The sequence below is a fragment of the Ochrobactrum sp. BTU1 genome (assembly GCA_018798825.1).
Classification (GTDB): domain Bacteria; phylum Pseudomonadota; class Alphaproteobacteria; order Rhizobiales; family Rhizobiaceae; genus Brucella.
This window is the reverse complement of record CP076356.1, coordinates 626,251-640,886: the sequence shown is the minus strand read 5'-3', so window position 1 is coordinate 640,886 and position 14,636 is coordinate 626,251. Positions and strand designations below refer to the sequence as shown.

Below are 14,636 nucleotides of genomic sequence, written 5' to 3'. Positions count from 1 at the left end.
CATCACGGCCCGGCTTATGTCCGGGCCGGTTGAGAACCGATAGACCGGAGTTTTCCGATGGATTTTGCGTTGATGCAGCGCGTCCTCCCGTTTTTTCTGGAGGCGGCATGGGTGACTGTGCAAATTTCTGCTCTAGCCTTGGTGCTGGGTCTTGGCGTCGCGGTTGTACTCGTTAATGGGCGCCTGTCTCGATCGGTCATCCTGCGATGGCTCGCGGCAGCCTATGTAAGCATCTTTCGCGGCACGCCCTGTCTTGTCCAGCTCTTCATTCTCTATTTCGGCGGTCCGCAGATCGGCATCAATCTTGAACCCTTCGCCGCTGGCGTCATCGGACTGGGCTTGAATATCGGCGCATATATGTCTGAATCTATCCGTGGTGCAATTCAAAGCGTCGATCGTGGCCAGACGGAAGCGGCCCGTTCCATTGGCTTTGGGCGCGGCCAGACCATGCGGTTCGTCGTGCTGCCTCAGGCGGCTCGAGTGATGATCCGCCCTCTCGGCGTTAATACGATAGCGCTCCTGAAGGGGTCGGCGCTGGTTTCCACCATTTCGGTGGTTGAACTGACTTATACCGCGCAGCGCTTCATCGGTTCGACTTACAAGCCATTTGAGATTTTCGGCGTTGCAGCCGTTCTCTACATGATCATCATCTATATCGTGGCGCGAGGGGTGGATCTTCTCGACGCGCGCTTCGCGGCGAAGTGAGGACTAAATGCAAGCTCTCGATTTCAGCATCGTCGCCCCCTATACGGAACTGCTGTTGACCGGACTGTGGTGGACGCTTGTTCTGACGGTTGCTTCGGCTTTCCTGAGCTTCGTGCTCGGCATCGTATTTGCTCTGGTTGTGCTTTATGCGCCAGCGATCCTCGCATGGCCGGTGCGGTTCTTTATGTGGCTGTTCATGGGCACTCCGCTTCTGCTGCAGCTCTTCCTTATCTATTTCGGACTAGTTCAAATCGGTATCGATATTCCAGCTCTTGGCGCGGGCATTATCGGCCTTAGTTTGCACTTTGCCGTTTACAATGCCGATATCATTCGCGCGGGTATTGTCGCGGTCGATCCGGGTCAGATGGAGGGAGCGCGGTCTATCGGCTTCAGTCATGGACAGGCCTTGCGCTACATCGTCATCCCGCAGGCCGTGCGCAATACGATACCACCCATCGGCAACAATATGATCGTTCTTCTGAAGGATACATCGCTGGTTTCAATCATCGGCATTGCCGAACTGGTGCACAGCGCGCAACTGGCCATCAGCGAAACCTTCAGCCCGTTCGAATTTTATATAACCATCGCCGCCATTTATTATTTGGCTAATCTGGTTCTGGAAGCCGGCTTGCGGCGGATTGAAAGAAAAGTGGAGGTAACGCGATGAGCACCCCCAACCCCGTAAGGCCAATGGTCGAAGTGAAGGGCGCTTGCAAAGCCTATGGCGAGCTGGAAGTGCTAAAAGGTATCAACCTGTCGGTGGCGCGTGGCCAGATCATCGCTATTATTGGGCCTAGCGGCTCAGGTAAGAGTACGCTTCTGCGCTCGATTAATCATCTGGAAACGCTGAATGGTGGTGAAGTCTGGCTCGATGGGGAGCAGGTCAATCAACCTCTCGCCGGACAGGCATTCGAGAAACACATCAATGCCGTGCGCCAGCAGATGGGTATGGTATTCCAGCACTTCAACTTGTTTCCGCATCTCACTGTGCTCGAAAACATCACGCTCGGCCCCGTCAAACTCAAGGGTATGACAAAAGATGTTGCACGCACGCTGGCCCTGGAGCTTCTGAAAAAGGTTGGGCTCGCCGACAAGATCGACGTTTACCCTTCGCGTCTTTCAGGTGGTCAGAAACAGCGTGTGGCCATTGCACGTGCGCTCGCCATGCAGCCGAAAGTGATGCTGTTCGACGAGGCGACTTCAGCGCTCGATCCAGAGCTTGTGGACGAGGTCAATGCGGTGATGAAGCAACTTGCCGCTGAACATATGACGATGTTGATCGTCACGCACGAGATGCGATTTGCTGCCGAAGTCGCCGACCGCATCCTTTTCATGGATGGCGGCGTGGTGGTGGAAGAGGGGCCGCCGGATCAGATCCTGCGCAATCCTGTAGAGGAGCGTACCCGCGCCTTCCTCAAGAAATATCTAGCCGCGTGAGGTCATGACATGAACGTTAGAAACGTCACTGAGTTTCCCGATTTCGGGCTGACGCCTGCGCAAAGGCGTGAAGCGGTGCTTGGCCATTATTATGAATATCCCGGCATGGATGGGGCGCAAGGTGAAATCTGGTGTTACACCGACGCCTATTCTTATCTGCCGGGCGCAACGGTGCATCTGCAGGTGAGCGCGACTGCCGCGCGTTTCGATATTGATATCGTTCGGGATGGGGCGATTGAAACGCCAGTTTTTTCCAGACGCGGGATCGATTGTAAATGGCAGGAAACACCAGCCCAATCTTCAGTCGTTGGCTGCGGGTGGGAGACTACATTTTCGTTTAAGACGGATGAGAACTGGCCTTCTGGCGCGTACCGGATCACGTTGAATGCCGAAGGCAATAACGGTCAGCGGATTCAATGCTACCACTTGTTCATCCTGCGCCCTGCGGCGGGCCGCAAACCTGGTCGTATCCTCCAGGTTGCCGCGACTGGCACGTGGACGGCCTATAATACCTGGGGCGGCTCCAACCATTATCAGGGCATTACCGGACCGCATGCCGATCAATATGCGACGACGGTAAGCATCGAGCGTCCGTTCTGCCGCGGCTTTGTGTTGTTGCCGGCTGACGCGCCCCGTGTGCCGCTTGATTTTGTGACGCCGCCCGCAGCGCCCCCACGCTATCCGCATATGGAATGGGCTTTTGCCAATGGCTATTCCAAGAAATATGCGTCTTCCGGTTGGGCAAGCTATGATAGCCTGTTCTTCCGGTGGGCTGAACGGGAAGGCTATGCGGTTGATCTTGCAAGCCAGCACGATCTGCATTTCTCCCCAGAAATCCTCAACGGTTATGACTGCATCGTCTTTGTCGGCCATGACGAATATTGGACATGGGAGATGCGAGACGCTGTCGATCAGTATGTCGATGGCGGCGGTCATGCGGCGCGTTTTGCGGGCAATTTCATGTGGCAGACCCGGCTCGAGGACGATGGTAAGCGCCAGACCTGCTATAAGTATCGTGCCCGCGCTGAAGACCCGGTCTATCGCTCTGCAGATCCGCGTCGCACTAGCGGTTGCTGGGAAGCCGCGGAAACCGGACGGCCCGCAGCAGAGACGTTTGGTCTCAATGCGTTACGCGGTCTTTATGTCGGCTGGGGTGGTTGCGCCCCGCGCGGCGTGCGCGGCTTTCCGGTCTATCGCCCCGAACATTGGGCCTTTACTGGTACTGGCATCTATTACGGCGATCTCTTAGGTGCCGATGGTCACGCTTTCGGCTACGAAGTTGACGGTCTCGACTATGTGATCCGCGGAGGATTGCCAGAACCGGAGGAGGGCAGCGGCGCGCCTGACGGCTTGCAGATTCTTGCGCTCGGCATGTCGTCTCTCAAGGAAGAGAGCGCGGATATTCCCGCTGACGATCAGTTCCTCTCCGATGCTGATGCCAAATTCGTGGCCGACACGCTGATTGGCGACAATGACGAGGCGGCCGTGGAACGGATAAAGCGCGGCTGCGGCATGATTGTCAATTTCCCGCGCGGCAAGGGCGAGGTTTTTCACGCCGGAAGCTGCGAATGGGTTGCGGCACTAAAACGCGGCGATCGCATGATCGAGCGTGTAACCGCCAATGTTCTAAACCGATATCTCAAGCGCTGACAGAGTAAAGCAATGCTCAACACAAAAGCACAAAACGAACGTCCGGCATCGCATCTTTTCTACCAGTCGCGCCTGCGCAGGCCCCTGGTGGATCGAGCCGATGGCATCTACATCTGGGATCAGGACGGACGTCGTGTCATCGACGGGTCAAGCGGTGCGATGGTGGTCAATATCGGCCACGGCAATCGCAATGTACTCGATGCCATGAAAGCACAGATGGATCGCGTTACCTTCGCTTATCGCCTCCACTTCGAAAACGAACCGGCCGAAGATCTGGCGCGCATGGCGGCAGAGCGAATGCCGGAGGGGTTGGACAAGATTTTCTTCGTTTCTGGTGGATCGGAAGCGGTGGAATCGTGCATCAAACTCGCCCGCCAATGGGCGGTTGCGACCGGACAGTCCAAGCGCTGGAAAGTGATCTCGCGTTTTCCCTCCTATCATGGCGGTACACTTGGTGCGTTGGCTGTCACCGGCTATGCAGCTTTGAGCGAGCCTTTCGCCCCCATCATGCGCGAGATGCCGAAAGTTCCGGCGCCGACCGCTTATCTCGACCGCGACAATCTCTCGATGGAACAGCGTGGCCAGAAATATGCTGACATGCTGGAGGAGAAAATTCAGCAAGAGGGTGCTGAAAGCGTGCTGGCTTTCATCATGGAGCCGATCGGTGGTGCGTCAACGGGCGCACTGGTCGCGCCCGACAGTTATTATCCGCGTATACGTGAAATCTGTGATCGCTATGGCATCTTGCTCATCCATGATGAGGTAATGAGCGGTGCCGGACGCACCGGTAAGTTTCTGGGCGGTGATCACTGGAACTGCAAACCCGACCTCATCGCGCTTTCAAAGGGCTTTGCCTCCGGCTATTGCCCGCTTGGCGCGATGGCGGCGCCCGGGCGCATCGTGCAGCCTGTTCTGGATGCCGGTGGCTTCCTGCACGGCTTCACCTATGCCGGTAATCCTCTGGCTTGTTCTGCGGGCAAGGCGGTACTTGAAGAAATTGATCGTCTTGATCTGGTCGGCAATGCCGCCCGCATGGGCGAAGCTCTAAAAGGTGAGCTGGAAGGGCTTAAAAAGCGCTTTCCTTTCATCGGCGACGTGCGCGGCAAGGGGTTGCTGCTTGCCGCCGAATTCGTGTCTGACCCCGATACCATGCGGCCGCTGCCGAAGGATCTGAATGCCCATCAGCGCATGGTCGATCTCGCCTATGAACGAGGCTTGATTGTATATTCTCGCCGCACGCGGGGTGGCGTCGAGGGTGATCATTTCCTCGTCTGTCCGCCGATGGTCGTAAGTCGAGAACAGGTCGGAGAAATAACGGCCATTCTCGGCGATACGCTGGAGGCTTTGGCGCGGGAGCTCAAGCTTCCCGTGAACGCATAAGGAAACCTGACCATGACAGATAAAAAGAAAACACAGCGCAAGGTGATCATCACCTGCGCAGTGACAGGCTCCGTGCACACTCCAACCATGTCGCCGCACCTACCGGTCACGCCAGAGGAGATCGCCAGCGAAGCCATTGCGGCGGCGGAAGCCGGCGCATCTATCCTGCATCTTCATGCTCGCGATCCTCTCGACGGCAGGCCGTCCGCCAATCCGGATCTGTTCATGCAGTTCCTACCGCGCATCAAGCAATCGACGGCGGCGGTGGTGAATATTTCCACAGGCGGTTCATCATTGATGACGCTGGATGATCGGTTGGCTGCGCCGCTTAAGGCCCAACCGGAAATGTGTTCACTTAATATGGGCTCAATGAATTTCGCGCTGTTTCCAGCCCTCGATAAGCCACGCGAGTGGAAGTACGCGTGGGAACCGGAACTGCTGGAGGCTACCCGAAACTCGATCTTCAAGAACACCTTCGCGGATATGGAAGGTATTCTGACAAGTCTCGGTCAGGGCTGTGGCACGCGTTTTGAGTTTGAATGTTACGATGTCGGACATCTTTACTCATTGGCGCATTTTCGCGACCGTGGATTGGTTACCGGTCACTTGTTCATCCAGTTCGTGTTCGGAATTCTGGGCGGCATCGGTGCAGACCCGGATAACCTTATGCATATGAAGCGGATCGCCGACAAACTGTTCGGTGACGATTATTCATTTTCAGTTCTGGCGGCAGGTCGGCACCAAATACCGATGATTACAATGGCGGCAGCCATGGGCGGCAATGTTCGTGTAGGTCTGGAAGACAGCCTCTATGATGGACGGGGCAAGCTAGCCAGGAGCAATGCCGATCAGGTGCGGCGTATCCGCAGCATTCTTGATGGGTTGTCGCTGGAGGTTGCAACGCCCGATGAGGCGCGCGATTATCTGGGCTTGAAAGGTGGAGACAGGGTGGCCTTCTGATGCCAAAAACTGCGTTGGACAAAAAAACAGGGTTTGTCATCAGGCTGGCGGAACCTGCAGATGCCGAACAGATCCACAAGACGATCCGGGTCATGGCTGAGGAGCTTGGTGCTGCAAGCAAAGTCTCCAGTACGGTAGAAGACTTTCGTCGCCACGGCTTTGGTCCCAATGCGGCTTTTACGAGCCTAATCGCCGAGGCGGACGAGGTATTTGCGGGGCTGGCGCTGTTCTTCCCAATTTTCTCGACATGGCTCGGAAAGCCCGGTGTCTTTGTGCAGGACCTCTATGTCGATGAAGAGTTTCGTGGTCGGGGGGTAGGTGAAGTTTTGCTTCGCCACGTTGCCTCGTGGTCGACGACACGCGGCGGCGTGTATCTTCGGCTGGCGGTGGATCGGGAGAATGTCGCCGCGCAACGCTTTTACCAACGGCTGGGAATCGCTTGGATCGAAGCCGACCTCGATCATGGCGCTTATGGCGAGGATTTTGCCCGTCTGGCGGGTAACGATGCATAATAGGGAGCAATTATGAAAGCCTTTTACGCTGTTGAGCAAAAGCGGCACGACCCCAAAGCCTTTCTTTCGAGCGGCGCATCAAAGCCAAATCCCGAGCAGCCGGAGCGCGTTGAACGCCTGCTCGCCGGCGCAAAAGCTGCCGCGTGTGAGATTATGCGTCCGCAAAATCACGGTCTTGGCCCGATTGCTGCCGTGCATACGCCCGAATATCTGGAGTTTCTGCAGCATATCTATCCGCGCTGGCGACGCATTGAGGAGGCTTCGGAAGAGGTCATCCCGAACATTCATCCGCTAGCACGTGACGGCCGTTATCCCGCTTCTGCCGTGGGGCAGGTTGGCTATCATATGGCCGACACAGCCTGCCCGATAGCTGAACACACATGGGAAAGCGTGTGCTGGAGTGCATGGAGCGCGGTCGACGCCGCCGACGCTGTGCTTGCAGGCGAGGTTGCGGCCTATGCACTCTGCCGCCCACCGGGACATCATGCCTTTGTCGATGTTGCAGGTGGTTTTTGTTTCGTCAATAATTCGGCCGTCGCAGCCCAGCGCCTGCGCTCGAAGGCTCAGCGCGTAGCGGTCCTTGATGTCGATCTGCATCACGGCAACGGAACACAAGGCATTTTCTATGCTCGTTCTGATGTACTGACCGTCTCCATCCACGCCGATCCACTGCGCTTCTATCCATTTTTCTGGGGGCATGCTGATGAACGCGGTGAAGGTGCAGGCCTCGGCTGTAACCTCAATCTGCCTTTGCCACGCAAGTCCGGCGATGTCGAGTTCCTTGCGTCACTTGATACGGCTCTCCGCCGCATCGAAGCTTTCGCGCCAGATGCGCTGGTGGTGGCGCTCGGGCTTGATCCATTCGAAGGTGATCCGTTCGGTGGATTGTCTGTTACCACCGGCGGTTTTGAGCGCATTGCGGAAGTAATCGCGAAACTTCATTTGCCAACCGTTATCGTGCAGGAAGGCGGTTATCTATGCGATGCGCTGGGTGATAACCTCACCGCTTTCTTACGCGGCTATCAATCGGTGGCACGATGAGCGGTCTTGTGACTTTTATTGGCGTGGTACATCCGTGGATGTGTGACGTCATGGGACATATGAATGTCCGCCATTACGCTGGCATGTTTGATGACGCGAGCTTTCAGCTCTTGGGCCAAATAGCTGAGAAAATCCCGGATGAGAGTTTCGGATGGGCGGATGTGCGCTCGACAACCGATTATAAAAGGGAGGTGCCAGCTGGGGACCTGCTAACGATCCGCTCACAGGTGTTGAAAATTGGGCGCTCATCAATCACGTTTCGCCAAATCATGGCTGGTTCTCTCGATGGAGAACTGCGCGCCACCAATGAGACAACGTCTGTGTGTTTCGACAAGAATGCGCGTATTTCACTCGAACTTGAGCACGCAATGCGGATAAGAGCAGAAAAATTCTCCTAGAACCCATGGGGTGGCAGCTGCCTCGTGATAGTGCGCCTTCATACTGGTTATCGGGGCAGTGTTGAAACCCAGAAGCGAAAGTCCGGTGAGAATTCGGTAGATCTGCCTAAAAAAGGGGAGATCCAAAGTCATCATTTAAAAGCTACCTGCGAAAGCCTGCTAGCAACTGCATGATGGGCTTGCTCATCTCTTGAGCAAGTCAATCATCTCGCGGTCGCGTGAGAGGGCAATAGAAAACGATCTCGGGATCATCATGATCGAGATTGTCGATCTGCCCGCTCTGCGTGAATCCCATTTTTGCAAACAAAGTTTGCATCGGGATATTCGACTTATTGGTGGAGCTGAAAATTTTCGAGCCTGAGGCAACGGATCGGAGGTGCTCGGTGATCGCGGCGCCTAGTCCTTGCAGACGAAACTTTTGGCTAACCATCACCATCTCAATAAACGAATACCCAAAAAAATGGTTCGTGAGCACACCGTAGGCTGCGACCTGGCCATCTATTTGCGCAACATAGCAGCGTGCAGATTCCAACCAGATACCAATTTGAGCTCTGCGTTCAAAGCTCGCCTCGGCAACTGAATCAATGGCACAAAGAGCCAGATAATCATTGGCAGTCGCTGGCCGTATCTTCATTTCTCTTCCTGTTTGCAATGAGCGCGCTTTGGAGTGCCCATATGATAGATATTTGTTTCGTTCCGATGTCCACAGTGGGTGGAGTGGCCGTCCCCACCTCCTCTGAGACGACTGAACGTTAGTGCTCAAATCTGGGCGCGTAGCGGTTAGTCAACTTCTGGCTCAAAGGTTCATTATTTTACCAGTGGCGAAGAATAGCCTCAATGACATCGTCCACAGACATGCTTGATGTATCGAGCCACAACCCCTGACGAGGCGTTTCTGATCGCAGGGCGTTTGCGAGCACACTTGGGGGGAAGTGCTCGCTGTACCCTGTCTTATGCCGCGCAGCATCTCGCTCTGCCAAGGTGGACACAGTCGGGTCAAGCACAACAATTCGAGGCTCAAGATCACCAAGAGCGCTTGTGACGCGAAGAAAGTCTTCGCCTATCAGAATGTCTTGGTAAACCGTTGCAAAGCCAGCTGCGACGAACCGACGAACAGCGTCTATAGCTATATCCTGTCTCAGGTGAAGCTGGGCCAGTGCTTCGGGGTCGAGCACCGGGCCCATCACGGCGCCACCCTTAGCAATCATCCTTAGAAACGCGTCTCCGCTAACATGAGCCGATTTTTCAAAGTGCTGTACAAGGGATTTCGCTACGGTGGATTTGCCAGCGGCCATAGCACCAGTGATGATGTAAAGGGTAGATTTCATAGTTGGTAATTATCCCTTTGATCTGGCTTTGGTCAGGGTCGATAGGTGCCAAGAGAAAACCGTGCGCTGTGTTGCTAGGCGGGCATCTTGAGTCAACGATCGTTGAGGGAGAAAGCAAGAGCAAAACTTACTTCCTCAATGCCAAGCGCGCAAGGGTAGGGACTAGCCACGCGAAAGCGAACAAGATGCTCGATTTTTTGCGAGCCGCACGCAGTTCGCGCGCCATCTTTAAACGCTGCGCCAGGTGGGTGTGGTTCTGTGTGAGGTCCCGGAGCTTAGATCCAGCAAGGCACCTCATCCCCTCGCACGGCCCGACACCGGTAGGGTATTGGCCGTTATTGACCGCCTGAGACGCTCAACCGCCGGTGCATTTGGACGGCATGGCTCGGCCAACGGCCCACGATAGGCGTCCCTGCACGATTGTCAGCGTTTGTCGGCCATTAGAATAGGTCGTTCCATCTGGCCCCAGTGAGGGCAAGACCAACGCGGTCGCGCCGTTGACGGATACCGAAGCGCCATCACCCAGAAGGCGTACTACCAGATGCGTTCCGTCCTCGCACGTGTACATGCTGGCCGGATAGGGGTTGCCAGCACCTACTGACGCACCAGACGCAGAATTCGCGAACCCTGCAAACATCAGGACACTAATTGCATAGGCCGACAGATTTCCCAAAGTAATAGGCCTCCAAACTTGCACACTTTAGGCAGAGTACCCGGCACTTTATCCAGGCCCGTGAAACAGCGCTCGCGCAGATAGCTTACTCAGGATAGGTTTCCACACCTGTGACAGGCATCGGATTTTTGAATAGGATGATGGCCAGCATGTTTCCGGGTTCCGACATCACATCGCTGCGCTGAGCCATTACCTCTCCGGCTACCCCACTTGAATATTCTGCGACCACTTCGCCAAAGCTGTTGCGCTGAATGGCCACCCTTTGTCCGGCTTCAACTTTATCGTTGAGCTTAACCAGATGCTCGACGATTCCACCCGCAGTGGCTAGCACCGGAAACCCACCATTGCCGACGAAGACGGTTACGTCTTTGCCAGTACGTCCCATCGCTCCCGTAAGGATGCCGTGGTGTTTGAGAACGTTCATCGTGCCTTCGACGAACAGCGCGATCATCTCGGGGTCCAGCACGCGCGCAGCACCGATCTCCGGACAAAATGCAGGGATTCCAACGTCCAGGAATGCGTTATGCAAGACGGTGGGGTAGGCCTGTTTCGGCATGTCGAGGATCTGAGTGACGGGATAGAGATCCAGCAACTCCTTGACCTCGGGCCTTGCCGTATCGCCGATGTTGAATGCGGCGACCTCTAGCCCAGTCGTCCCGGTATGGAAATCAATCGCGAGGTCTGCATTCGGCCGCAGCAGCCGGTTGAACAGCATCCCGGCATGGCGGGTCGGTGCTGTCAGACCGTTCTCGTTCCCAGGCCATTCCCGGTTCATGTCGATCAGATCTATACCTCGACCTTGGTTTGGCCAGCGGCGTTGCATGCCTTCCAAGGCCGGGCGGGATATATTTGTCACTGCCATCACCGTGCCGGACATCTGCGCGGGATCGAGCTGGTTCATCACGGTCTGGACCGTGTGTATCGAACTCATCTCATCGCCATGCACCCCGCTTGTCAGGACGACGCGCTTGCCCGCCTTAGCCCCTTTCGCGACGATCACCGACACATACCAGTGCTGCCCGGTGGGCGTCTCGACGCCCTGAAAATACAAAAGGTGCTTCTGGCCCGCCGCCAGATCGTTCACGTTGAGTGCGCTGACGACTTTCTTTCCTTGGATTTGATCGCCGGTGTAGATTGTTCCGCCCGGCAGTTCGGTCGTAGCGGTTTGTGCGACTGCTTGATCGGAAGAAAGACCTACGGATGCCGCAGCGCCACCGATAGTCGCGAGGGTGGTTGCGATCAGGAAATCGCGACGATCGAGGCTTGGCTTATCGGTCATGACAGGGTTCTTTCCGATTAGACATATCCAGCTTGGGCAGTGTATCGCAGTTCTGTGACAACCGAAAGGATGCTTCGTTCAAAGGCCCTTTGTCGGCCAGTCGGCCAATAATGACTTTCGCATTTTTCGACATTGCACAAGCCCACTGACCCATATGGGCGGAGCAATTTAAAGGAGCATCGAATATGCTAAGTCGATCAACGCGTTCATGGCGGCTCATGCTGCGGGACGCGGGAGCCAACGACTGAATGCTTTGCCTGCGCACCCTAAAGTGTCAGACCGCTGGTCGACCCAATTGCGCCCTTAAACGGAACGAGACTGAGGTGACGGCGGATCCGAGCCGGATCACAATGAGAAGAGGAGGCTGGAGTGTCTTGGCGCTTCAAGGTTCGGGTCCTTCATAATTTGCTACCAGGGCTCAGTTTCATGACGCCATCATGGGGTCATCGCCAACCACGGCGATGAGGAAATCGAGCACGGCCCTGACGCGCTGCGGGATATTGCGACGAGATGGATAAACGACGCTTATGGGGAGGCGCGTCGGCGGAAAATCCGGCATGAGTTTCGACAGACGGCCTGCCGTCACGTCAGCTTCAATCATTATATGGGAGAGCACAGCCAGCCCTCCGCCGGCCAGCACCGCGCGATGAACAGCCAAGGCGCTGTTGGCGATCATGCGCGGGGCGATGTGAACCAAAACCTCGTCAGCGCCATTTGAAAACGACCAGGATCTCCCGTTGCCCGCACGTTTATAGAATAGACAGTTGTGATCGGTTACTTGCTCGGGAGTTTGGGGTGGCTCGTGAGCCGCAAGGTAAGATGGGGCTGCGACAAGAGCCGCGGTGGTCCAACCAATGCGCCGGCCCATCAGACTGCTGTCGCCAACGAGGCCAATGCGAACTTCAAGATCGATTGCCTCACCAATCAGATCAGAAGGCTCCTCGCAAAAGATCAACTCGATTGTCAGGCCCGGGTGATTTTGAAGGAGCGTGTGGAGCCGGTCACACACGAAGAGACCAAGCGCTGCCGGCAAGCTTAACCTGACTTTTCCGGACGCCTGACCACCCTCGACTGAACCCGTCGCGCCAATGACATCCACAGCCTCCAGGACTTGCAAAGCCCGTGGGATCAACTGCTCACCTTCAACAGTAAGGGCAAGAGCGTTCGTCGTGCGATGAAGAAGCCGCGTGTTCAAATGTGCTTCAAGCGCGGAGACCTGTCGTGACACCGCCGGCTGGGTCAAGCCAAGGTCGATAGCAGCTGCTGAAAACGAGCCCGTCTCGGCGACCCGCAGGAACGTTTTTAGTGCCGATACGATGTCCATTCCGCATCCCCATACTTTTCGACATAAGTCTTATGTCTTGAGGATATGCTGGAAACGCTTGCCTGTCCAGCAATTAAGGATATTTGTAGTCCATAAGGATACCAGATATCCTTAATAACGGAGGCAGCAATGACACAGCGTTTGAACTACGCACAGCAATCACCCGAACTCTTCAAGAAGTTGATGGATCTCTCCACTGCATTGAACGGTGGTGTGATCGAACAGGCAATTCATGACCTTGTCCATATCAGGGCGTCGCAGATCAATGGCTGCGCCTTTTGTCTGGACATGCATGTGAAGGAAGCCAAGATACATGGTGAGAGTGAACTGCGCCTATACCACGTCGCAATTTGGCGCGAATCTAACCTGTTCATTCCCCGCGAGCGCGCGGCTCTTGCCTGGACAGAGGCCGTCACAAGACTGCCTGAAGGCGGTATTCCTGACGAACTCTACGAGCGGGTCCGCGGCCAGCTTTCGGAGAAGGAGATTTCCGAATTGACCTTCTCAATCATGACGATCAACGCATGGAACCGTGCCAGCATTGCTTTTAAAGCAGTGCCGGGTTCGGCCGACAAAGCCTACGGCCTCGACAAGGCCGGCTTGAACTAAGTTCTCACTTGGACGGATCAACCAGACAGCGCGGCGTTGCGGCGTCCGCGAATAGAGAAGTCATATGAAAATTGTCATTATTGGCGGGACCGGCCTTATTGGTTCAAAAACAGTTGAGCGTCTGCGGAGCCGCGGTCACGAAGTGATTGCCGCGTCTCCCAACACGGGTATCAACACGATCACGGGAGAGGGGCTTGCGGAAGCGCTCGTTGGTGCCGAGGTGGTTATCGACCTCGCAAATTCGCCATCCTTCGAGGACAAGGCAGTCCTGGATTTCTTCGAGAGATCTGGCAATAATCTCCTGGCTGCAGAGAAGAGGGCGGGGGTAAAACACCACATCGCGCTGTCGGTTGTCGGGACGGAAAAACTGCAAGAAAGCGGGTACTTCCGCGCCAAACTTGTTCAGGAAACCCTGATCAAGGCATCGGGCATGCCCTATACGATCGTGCATTCAACGCAGTTCATGGAGTTCCTCAGCGGTATCGCGCAGTCTGGCACTGTTGGCGACACGGTCCGCCTTTCGCCGGCATATGTCCAGCCGATCGCCTCCGACGATGTAGCCGATGTCATGACCGACATCGCCCTTTCTTTACCCGCGAACGGCACAATCGAGATCGCCGGGCCGGAGCGGTCGAAATTGACCGACCTTGTTGCACGGTACCTCGTTGCCATTGGGGACGCGCGCATAGTCGTGCCGGACACAGAGGCTCGCTACTTCGGCGCGCGGCTCGACGATGGCTCGCTCGTTTCAGACAACAATCCCCGTCTGGGTCGGATCACGTTTGAGCAGTGGTTCCCAACGTCATCGCGCAAGTAAATCGCATCCCTTGTGTCGCATTTGGCGACACATGTGTCCTTTACAAACAGGATTCTTCGACATGTTCAGATCATTTTTTGCAGCGACCGCCATCTTGGCCATGATGATTGCATCAGTGGCGGCACACGACAGCTCCGGCGGCAAGGCCGCCAAGGTAACCGTGGTATACGAGCATGAACTTCCGAACGTTCCAGGCAAGAGCATCAAGGGAGTTCTGGTCGAATACGACCCTGGCGGGTTTTCCGATGCCCACACCCATCCCGACAGTGCTTTCATTTACGCCACGGTACTGGAAGGCTCAATCCAGAGCCAGGTGAACGACGGCCCGGTGAAGGTCTACAAAGCGGGAGAGAATTTCTCCGAAATGCCGGGCGACCGTCATGCTGTCAGTGCGAATGCCAGCATGAGTGAAAAGGCGAAACTTCTTGCGGTCTTTGTCGTCGACACCGATCAAAAAGAGCTGACCTTCCCGATCAAGAATTAAGCCATCCAGACCGGGCGTATTGAAGAGCGCTCTGTTCTT

17 protein-coding genes are annotated in these 14,636 nt (G+C 55.7%); 12 read left to right on the top strand and 5 right to left on the bottom strand.

Features of this window, described 5'->3' with window-relative positions:
* The first annotated feature begins 57 nt into the window (after nucleotides 1-57).
* Genes KMS41_22015 through KMS41_21975 form a run of 9 tightly spaced genes read left to right on the top strand, consistent with a single transcriptional unit; the run spans nucleotide 58 to nucleotide 8,083 of the window.
* Nucleotides 58-705 carry an amino acid ABC transporter permease gene (locus KMS41_22015; GenBank protein QWK80429.1) on the top strand — a complete coding sequence of 216 codons (648 nt, stop codon included), beginning with the start codon at nucleotides 58-60 and terminating at the stop codon, nucleotides 703-705.
* Between the two features lie 7 nt (nucleotides 706-712).
* A complete protein-coding gene (locus tag KMS41_22010) occupies nucleotides 713-1,372 on the top strand; it encodes an amino acid ABC transporter permease (GenBank protein ID QWK80428.1) in 660 nt (219 codons plus the stop codon).
* Between the two features lie 23 nt (nucleotides 1,373-1,395).
* Entirely contained in the window at nucleotides 1,396-2,142 is a 747-nt protein-coding gene (locus tag KMS41_22005) for an amino acid ABC transporter ATP-binding protein (protein QWK81165.1), read from the top strand.
* Nucleotides 2,143-2,151: 9 nt separating this feature from the next.
* Entirely contained in the window at nucleotides 2,152-3,792 is a 1,641-nt protein-coding gene (locus tag KMS41_22000; protein QWK80427.1) for a ThuA domain-containing protein, read from the top strand.
* Between the two features lie 12 nt (nucleotides 3,793-3,804).
* A complete protein-coding gene (locus tag KMS41_21995) occupies nucleotides 3,805-5,172 on the top strand; it encodes an aspartate aminotransferase family protein (protein QWK80426.1) in 1,368 nt (455 codons plus the stop codon).
* Nucleotides 5,173-5,184: 12 nt separating this feature from the next.
* Entirely contained in the window at nucleotides 5,185-6,132 is a 948-nt protein-coding gene (locus KMS41_21990; GenBank protein QWK80425.1) for a 3-keto-5-aminohexanoate cleavage protein, read from the top strand.
* Entirely contained in the window at nucleotides 6,132-6,644 is a 513-nt protein-coding gene (locus tag KMS41_21985; GenBank protein QWK80424.1) for a GNAT family N-acetyltransferase, read from the top strand. Before KMS41_21990 ends, KMS41_21985 begins: the two co-directional genes overlap by 1 nt.
* Before the next feature lie 12 nt (nucleotides 6,645-6,656).
* A complete protein-coding gene (locus tag KMS41_21980) occupies nucleotides 6,657-7,685 on the top strand; it encodes a histone deacetylase family protein (protein ID QWK80423.1) in 1,029 nt (342 codons plus the stop codon).
* Nucleotides 7,682-8,083, top strand: a complete 402-nt coding sequence (locus KMS41_21975) for an acyl-CoA thioesterase (protein ID QWK80422.1) — start codon at nucleotides 7,682-7,684, stop codon at nucleotides 8,081-8,083. The genes KMS41_21980 and KMS41_21975 overlap by 4 nt, the downstream gene beginning before the upstream one ends.
* A gap of 199 nt (nucleotides 8,084-8,282) precedes the next feature.
* On the opposite strand, the gene KMS41_21970 is transcribed toward KMS41_21975, so the two are convergent.
* The 5 genes from KMS41_21970 to KMS41_21950 form a co-directional block, all read right to left on the bottom strand.
* On the bottom strand, nucleotides 8,283-8,717 hold the full coding sequence (locus KMS41_21970) for a GNAT family N-acetyltransferase (protein ID QWK80421.1): 435 nt from the start codon (nucleotides 8,715-8,717) through the stop codon (nucleotides 8,283-8,285).
* Between the two features lie 178 nt (nucleotides 8,718-8,895).
* Nucleotides 8,896-9,411: an AAA family ATPase gene (locus KMS41_21965; protein ID QWK80420.1), complete on the bottom strand. Its 516-nt coding sequence runs from the start codon at nucleotides 9,409-9,411 to the stop codon at nucleotides 8,896-8,898.
* Between the two features lie 355 nt (nucleotides 9,412-9,766).
* Nucleotides 9,767-10,084, bottom strand: a complete 318-nt coding sequence (locus KMS41_21960) for a hypothetical protein (GenBank protein QWK80419.1) — start codon at nucleotides 10,082-10,084, stop codon at nucleotides 9,767-9,769.
* 85 nt (nucleotides 10,085-10,169) lie between these two features.
* Complete coding sequence (locus tag KMS41_21955; GenBank protein QWK80418.1) at nucleotides 10,170-11,363, bottom strand: succinylglutamate desuccinylase/aspartoacylase family protein; 1,194 nt, start codon at nucleotides 11,361-11,363, stop codon at nucleotides 10,170-10,172.
* Between the two features lie 424 nt (nucleotides 11,364-11,787).
* Entirely contained in the window at nucleotides 11,788-12,687 is a 900-nt protein-coding gene (locus KMS41_21950; protein QWK80417.1) for a LysR family transcriptional regulator, read from the bottom strand.
* 129 nt (nucleotides 12,688-12,816) lie between these two features.
* Between KMS41_21950 and KMS41_21945 the strand changes: the two genes are divergently transcribed.
* The 3 genes from KMS41_21945 (at nucleotide 12,817) to KMS41_21935 (ending at nucleotide 14,597) form a co-directional block, all read left to right on the top strand.
* Entirely contained in the window at nucleotides 12,817-13,296 is a 480-nt protein-coding gene (locus tag KMS41_21945; protein QWK80416.1) for a carboxymuconolactone decarboxylase family protein, read from the top strand.
* A 64-nt stretch (nucleotides 13,297-13,360) separates the two neighbouring features.
* Complete coding sequence (locus KMS41_21940) at nucleotides 13,361-14,113, top strand: SDR family oxidoreductase (protein ID QWK80415.1); 753 nt, start codon at nucleotides 13,361-13,363, stop codon at nucleotides 14,111-14,113.
* A 61-nt stretch (nucleotides 14,114-14,174) separates the two neighbouring features.
* Nucleotides 14,175-14,597, top strand: a complete 423-nt coding sequence (locus tag KMS41_21935) for a cupin domain-containing protein (protein QWK80414.1) — start codon at nucleotides 14,175-14,177, stop codon at nucleotides 14,595-14,597.
* The last annotated feature ends 39 nt before the right edge of the window (nucleotides 14,598-14,636 follow it).

What these genes read in the sequence shown, in the direction of transcription:
- KMS41_22015 (QWK80429.1), top strand. Translation starts at nt 58, where the DNA reads ATGGATTTTGCGTTGATGCAGCGCGTCCTCCCGTTTTTTCTGGAGGCG.
- KMS41_22010 (QWK80428.1), top strand. Translation starts at nt 713, where the DNA reads ATGCAAGCTCTCGATTTCAGCATCGTCGCCCCCTATACGGAACTGCTG.
- KMS41_22005 (QWK81165.1), top strand. Translation starts at nt 1,396, where the DNA reads ATGGTCGAAGTGAAGGGCGCTTGCAAAGCCTATGGCGAGCTGGAAGTG.
- KMS41_22000 (QWK80427.1), top strand. Translation starts at nt 2,152, where the DNA reads ATGAACGTTAGAAACGTCACTGAGTTTCCCGATTTCGGGCTGACGCCT.
- KMS41_21995 (QWK80426.1), top strand. Translation starts at nt 3,805, where the DNA reads ATGCTCAACACAAAAGCACAAAACGAACGTCCGGCATCGCATCTTTTC.
- KMS41_21990 (QWK80425.1), top strand. Translation starts at nt 5,185, where the DNA reads ATGACAGATAAAAAGAAAACACAGCGCAAGGTGATCATCACCTGCGCA.
- KMS41_21985 (QWK80424.1), top strand. Translation starts at nt 6,132, where the DNA reads ATGCCAAAAACTGCGTTGGACAAAAAAACAGGGTTTGTCATCAGGCTG.
- KMS41_21980 (QWK80423.1), top strand. Translation starts at nt 6,657, where the DNA reads ATGAAAGCCTTTTACGCTGTTGAGCAAAAGCGGCACGACCCCAAAGCC.
- KMS41_21975 (QWK80422.1), top strand. Translation starts at nt 7,682, where the DNA reads ATGAGCGGTCTTGTGACTTTTATTGGCGTGGTACATCCGTGGATGTGT.
- KMS41_21970 (QWK80421.1), bottom strand. Translation starts at nt 8,717, where the DNA reads ATGAAGATACGGCCAGCGACTGCCAATGATTATCTGGCTCTTTGTGCC.
- KMS41_21965 (QWK80420.1), bottom strand. Translation starts at nt 9,411, where the DNA reads ATGAAATCTACCCTTTACATCATCACTGGTGCTATGGCCGCTGGCAAA.
- KMS41_21955 (QWK80418.1), bottom strand. Translation starts at nt 11,363, where the DNA reads ATGACCGATAAGCCAAGCCTCGATCGTCGCGATTTCCTGATCGCAACC.
- KMS41_21950 (QWK80417.1), bottom strand. Translation starts at nt 12,687, where the DNA reads ATGGACATCGTATCGGCACTAAAAACGTTCCTGCGGGTCGCCGAGACG.
- KMS41_21945 (QWK80416.1), top strand. Translation starts at nt 12,817, where the DNA reads ATGACACAGCGTTTGAACTACGCACAGCAATCACCCGAACTCTTCAAG.
- KMS41_21940 (QWK80415.1), top strand. Translation starts at nt 13,361, where the DNA reads ATGAAAATTGTCATTATTGGCGGGACCGGCCTTATTGGTTCAAAAACA.
- KMS41_21935 (QWK80414.1), top strand. Translation starts at nt 14,175, where the DNA reads ATGTTCAGATCATTTTTTGCAGCGACCGCCATCTTGGCCATGATGATT.